This window comes from Clostridium sp. (assembly GCF_040797585.1).
GTDB lineage: Bacteria > Bacillota > Clostridia > Clostridiales > Clostridiaceae > Clostridium_Z.
The window spans coordinates 1-4303 of the sequence record NZ_JBFNEO010000227.1 but is presented as its reverse complement, the minus strand read 5'-3'; the positions used below and the strand labels follow the sequence as shown (position 1 = coordinate 4303).

The following is a 4303-nucleotide window of genomic DNA, read 5'->3' as shown; positions in this document are numbered from 1 at the left end:
CATATGTTTTTATACTTATGGAAAAACTATATATATTTATATTGTAACCATATTCTTAATAAAATAATTTACATACATATTAATTTTTGTTATATTTTGTAATAAAGTTTTAAATAAAAATTTATTATAAGATTTTTCGCTGATAACTTATTTTATAAGCTACTTAATTTCTACAATATTTTAAAAATCTATAGATAAACTCTCTCAAAACTCAGCCTCTAAATACACTTTAAAACTTTAACCATTCTTTATAGTAATTATGGGAATTAATCAAAGATCTTATCCCTTCAACATCTTGATTGAATTTTTCATAAGATGAACAAGTTTCATCATACAGTACTTATTTATTTCCTTTAAAAATAGAAATATATTTATAATAAATATTGTTATTTACTATTAAATACATTTGACTTTATGAGTTTATAAATTTTAAAATATATATGAGGTGATTTGGATGATAATTAAAGACTGTAATATAATTTTTACTGACAAAATCGAAAAAGGAAGTATACTTATTGAGGATGGTAAAATAAAGAAAATAAATCCCAAAATAGAAGAATCCTCTTACATAATAGATGGCTCTTCCCTTTATCTATCTCCTGGATTTATAGATGTTCATATTCACGGCGCTGGTGGTCATGATACTATGGATGGTAATTTTGAATCTATAAATGAAATATCTAAGGTTATAGCTAAACATGGAACAACTTCCTTCCTTCCGACAACTATGACATGTTCTATAGAAGATATAAGAAAATCTGTAGAAGCTATAGCTCACGCAAAGAAAAATGGTACGGAAGGTGCTAATGTTATAGGTGCTCATTTAGAGGGACCTTTTATAAGTCCTGAAATGATAGGAGCTCAAAACCCAGAACACATACAAAAACCTTCTATAGATACATTCAAGGAAATAGTTAATGATAATATAGATGCTATAACTAGTATTACTTTAGCCCCTGAAATTGATGGAGCTAAAGAGCTTATATCTTACTTAAAAGATAATAATATAACACCATCTATGGGTCATACTAAAGCAAAATATAATGAGGCTATAGAAGGAATAAAATGTGGAATTTGTCATTCTACTCATCTATTTAATGCTATGACTAGTTTCCACCATAGAGAACCTGGTGTTGTTGGAGCTATATTTGATACAGACATAACCACAGAAACTATATCTGATGGTATTCACATAAACTATGCATCTTTAAGAACAGCTTACAAAGTTAAAGGAACTGATAAGGTTCTTCTTGTTACAGATGCTATGATGGCTTGCTGTATGCCTGATGGTAATTACTCTTTAGGTGGTCAAGATGTTATAGTTGAAAACGGAGCTGCTAGACTTAAAAATGGATCCTTAGCGGGTTCTGTTCTAACTTTAGATGCTGCAGTTAAAAATGTCTATAATAATACAAACTATCCTCTAAATGAGGTTATAAACATGGCTTCTTTAAACGGAGCTAAACTTTGCAAGGTAGATCATAGAAAAGGCATGATAAAAGAAGGCTATGATGCCGATCTTGTTTTATTTGATGAAAATATAAATGTTAAATACACCTTAGTTAATGGTAAAATTGTATATAGTGCTTAATTTTAATTAACTATCTATAAACAAAGATTTTAATTGTGATTTATAATATGTTACTTCTATTTATAAATTCTAGAAACATTGAAAACTATATTTATGTAACAAAAATAGCTAAGACTTAAGTCCTAGCTATTTTTTACTATATATATTTTTTTATTTCTTCAACTTTATTTAATGCTTCCCACGGAAGATTAAGGTCAGTTCTTCCAAAATGTCCATAAGCAGCTGTTTGTTTATATATTGGTCTTCTTAAATCTAAATCTCTTATTATAGCTGCTGGTCTTAAATCAAATACTTTATTAATTATATCTGTTATTTTATCAGCAGATATCTTTTCTGTTCCGAAGGTCTCAACCATTATAGATACAGGTTTTGCAACTCCTATAGCATAAGCAAGCTCTACCTCTATTTTATCTGCTACTCCTGCTGCAACTAAGTTCTTAGCTACCCATCTAGCAGCATAAGCTCCTGATCTATCAACCTTTGTTGGATCTTTTCCTGAGAATGCTCCACCACCGTGTCTTCCGTATCCACCATAAGTATCAACTATTATCTTTCTTCCTGTAAGACCTGAATCTCCTTGAGGTCCTCCAATAACGAATCTTCCTGTTGGATTTATATAATAATTAGTATTTTCATCTAAAAGTTCTGCTGGAACCACTGCCTTTATAACATGCTCCATTAAATCTCTCTCTATTTCTTCTCTTGTAACTTCTGGTCCATGTTGAGTTGAAATTACTATAGCGTCTATTCTAACTGGTTTCTCATTTTCATACTCTACTGTTACTTGAGTCTTTCCATCTGGTCTTAAATACTCAAGAGTTCCATTTTTTCTTACTTCCGTTAATCTTCTTGATAATTTATGAGCCATGGAAATTGGTAATGGCATAAATTCTTCTGTTTCATTAGTAGCAAAACCAAACATCATTCCTTGGTCTCCTGCTCCTATAGCCTCTATCTTGTCCATCTCACCTTGCTTTGATTCTAATGCCTCATCTACTCCCATAGCTATATCTACTGATTGTTCATCTATAGATGTTAATACTGCACAGGTATCACAATCAAAACCATACTTAGCTCTTACATATCCTATTTCTTGTATAGTATTTCTAACTACCTTTGGGATATCCACATAACAATTAGTTGATATTTCCCCCATAACTAATACCATACCAGTTGTAACTGCTGTTTCACAAGCAACCCTTGCATTTGGATCCCTTTCTAGTATTGTATCAAGTATTGAGTCTGATATTTGATCGCATATTTTATCTGGATGTCCCTCTGTAACTGATTCAGATGTAAATAATCTTCTCATAAATTAGTCTCCCCTCTTAAAATTTATAGTATTTCCAAAGTAATCAATATCCCGTATTTTTATAATTTAACTTTGATTATATTTTTACAAATAAAAAAGCCCTTCAATAAGAAGAGACTCAAAATCTGATTCTCTCTTATCTTGCAGAAAAAACTGCTGGAATTGGCACCTTTGTGATATACACAGGTTGCCGGGTTTCATAGGGCCCTATCCCTCCACCTCTCTTGATAAGAGTACTTATTAATTTTTAAAGCTATCGACATAAATTATAACATCATCATAATATATCGTCAACAGATTTTTATGTTTTTTGCCACCTGATAATTGTATTATAAATGGAATATATACATCTTAAAACCAATATTAGAATAATATATAAACCATAACAGATTGAAGTTTAATTCTAAGTACCATGTAGTAAATCTATATCTTAATAAAATATTTTTTAATATTATATCAAGGTATAGACTATATTAAATATATCTCTATAAAAATAAACACTATAAGCTTATAAACCTACTTCTAGTGTTTATTCTATAAACTATAATTAAATACATAATTTCTAATAGACATTTAGATCTATATTGCTATTAAAATAAGGTTACTTAAAACATAAATCCTGGATGGAATATCTTATACCACCTTACTGAATTAGTCATAGTCTTTGCCATTGATTCTGCCTCTTCTTTATTTCTAGGTGGATTTTTATCACTTACATTAATTTCTTGCCACTTAAGCATAGTAGATTTTATATCTTTTTCATTATAATTTTTAGATACATAATATGTTCCTATCTTAATATTTGTATCTTTATTAGTTAAATCTTCCCCTTTAAAATCCTTCATTCCTAACTCTTTAGCTAAGGGCTCTGCCGCAAAGTCTCTTATCTGCATGGCTCCTGTCTTTTCACCTTTTTCATAGGTAAAATCTAAATCTCTAAAACCACTTTCTTCCCTTATTATAGAAGCTAAAACATTCTTGTCCACTTTAAATTCTTCACTATACTTTTTTATAATATCCTTATCCTTTAATGGATAAAGTATAAATGCTCCTACTCCATATATAACTATCAAGGCTCCTATTATCCCTGCTAATACTTTTTTATTCATATATATTCTCCTTTTTTTATAAATAATTTATAAGATTAAATATATTATAAATCCATGGAGGCTTTCTATCCACTTATTAAGCTTACAATTTTTATCTTAACCTTACATTATTGTAATAATAAATTTATAGGATCCTTCATCTAATATGAAAAATATATATTAATAAAGCAGTTGATATTATATGTATCTATTTAAATTTATAAAAATAAAAAACCTTTGTATTTCTACAAAGGTTTTTGGTGGAGGAGGACGGATTCGAACCATCGAAGTCACTGACAACAGATTTACAGT

At 29.3% G+C, this 4303-nt stretch carries 3 protein-coding genes and 1 riboswitch; of the genes, 1 reads left to right on the top strand and 2 read right to left on the bottom strand.

Translation table 11 applies throughout. The features are described from left to right. Positions 1-454 precede the first annotated feature (454 nt). Entirely contained in the window at positions 455-1591 is a 1137-nt protein-coding gene (nagA, locus tag AB2369_RS11815) for an N-acetylglucosamine-6-phosphate deacetylase (RefSeq protein WP_367666679.1), read from the top strand. A 136-nt stretch (positions 1592-1727) separates the two neighbouring features. Here the strand turns inward: nagA and metK are convergent, their stop codons facing one another. Both metK and AB2369_RS11805 read right to left on the bottom strand, forming a co-directional pair. Further along, a complete protein-coding gene (gene metK, locus AB2369_RS11810) occupies positions 1728-2903 on the bottom strand; it encodes a methionine adenosyltransferase (protein WP_367666678.1) in 1176 nt (391 codons plus the stop codon). Positions 2904-3036: 133 nt separating this feature from the next. Continuing rightward, a riboswitch (SAM riboswitch) is annotated at positions 3037-3137 on the bottom strand. Between the two features lie 371 nt (positions 3138-3508). Next, positions 3509-4012: a transglycosylase SLT domain-containing protein gene (locus AB2369_RS11805; protein WP_367666677.1), complete on the bottom strand. Its 504-nt coding sequence runs from the start codon at positions 4010-4012 to the stop codon at positions 3509-3511. Positions 4013-4303 lie beyond the last annotated feature (291 nt).